The organism is Microbacterium sp. HMWF026 (genome assembly GCF_003061325.1).
Classification (GTDB): Bacteria; Actinomycetota; Actinomycetes; order Actinomycetales; family Microbacteriaceae; genus Microbacterium; species Microbacterium testaceum_E.
This window is the reverse complement of the sequence record NZ_QAJB01000328.1, coordinates 3936-5280: the sequence shown is the minus strand read 5'-3', so window position 1 is coordinate 5280 and position 1345 is coordinate 3936. Positions and strand designations below refer to the sequence as shown.

Sequence of the window (1345 nt, the reverse complement as noted above, 5' to 3'; positions counted from 1 at the left end):
CCCGAAATGCTGTCAGTATCGATCGACGCGCCCGGGGGAGGGGACCGGCCTCATTACGGTGGGGGACGACCTGAAGGAGACCCGTGACGAACCTCGCCACACCCACCGCCCGCGACCGCCGTCGCTGGGCGCGCTACCTCGTCGACGAACGCGCCGAGGCGCGTGTGTACCGCGAGCTCGCCTCGCGCCGCACCGGTGAGGACCGCGACATCCTGCTCGCCCTCGCCGACGCCGAGGGCCGCCACGAGCAGCACTGGATCGACCTGCTCGGCGAGACCCCGAAGCGCCTGCCCTCGCCCGGCATCGGCACGCGCCTGCTGGCGTGGATGGCCCGCCGCTTCGGCTCGATCTTCGTCCTCGCCCTTGCCCAGAACGCCGAGGCGCGCTCGCCCTACGCCGACGAGCCCTACGCCACCGCGGCGATGGCCGCGGACGAGCGCGTGCACCACGAGGTCGTGCGCGGTCTGGCCGCCCGCGGGCGCCGGCGCCTGTCGGGCACCTTCCGCGCCGCGGTGTTCGGCGCCAACGACGGCCTTGTGTCGAACCTCGCGCTCGTGATGGGCGTCGGCGCCACGGGCGTCGCCCCGAGCTTCGTCCTGTTCAGCGGCATCGCGGGCCTGCTCGCGGGCGCGCTGTCGATGGGGGCGGGGGAGTTCGTCTCGGTGCGCTCCCAGCGCGAGCTGCTCGAGGCGACCGAAGAGAGCGACTTCGCCGACTCCGCCCTGCCCCACCTGGACCTGGATGCCAACGAGCTCGCGCTCGTCTACCGCACCCGCGGGATGAACGCCGACGAGGCGCTCGACAAGGCCCGCGAGGTCGTCACCGCCGCGCAGGCCGGCACCGCCCCGGCCGCCGCGGCGCCGGGGGAGTCCTCGCACGAGGTCGTCGGCAGCGCGTGGGGTGCGGCGATCTCGAGCTTCCTGTTCTTCGCCTCGGGCGCGATCATCCCGGTGCTGCCGTGGATCTTCGGCCTGTCGGGGTTCGGCGCCGTCGCCCTCGCCCTCGCCCTCGTGGGCGTCGCCCTGATGGCGACCGGTGCGATGGTCGGCCTGCTTTCGGGGACCTCGCCCCTCAAGCGCGGCCTGCGTCAGCTCGCGATCGGCTTCGGTGCCGCCGCCGTGACGTACGTGCTCGGTCTGCTGTTCGGCGTGTCCGCCGCCTGACGCCCGTCCCTGACGCCCGCCCCACGCACGGAGCCGCCTCTCTCGCAGGGGCGGCTCCGTGGCGTCACCGGCGACCACAGTCGCCGACGGCACGCGGGCGGCCACGGTGTGTGCGGCGCGTCGCGCGCACCGGGACGCGTCGTCCCGCCGGTCATCCCCGGCTCGCCGCGACCACTCGCGCG

At 74.7% G+C, this 1345-nt stretch carries 1 protein-coding gene; it reads left to right on the top strand.

Annotated features, from left to right (window positions below):
• Positions 1–83 precede the first annotated feature (83 nt).
• Complete coding sequence (locus tag DBR36_RS12410) at positions 84–1163, top strand: VIT1/CCC1 family protein (RefSeq protein WP_108319822.1); 1080 nt, start codon at positions 84–86, stop codon at positions 1161–1163.
• Positions 1164–1345 lie beyond the last annotated feature (182 nt).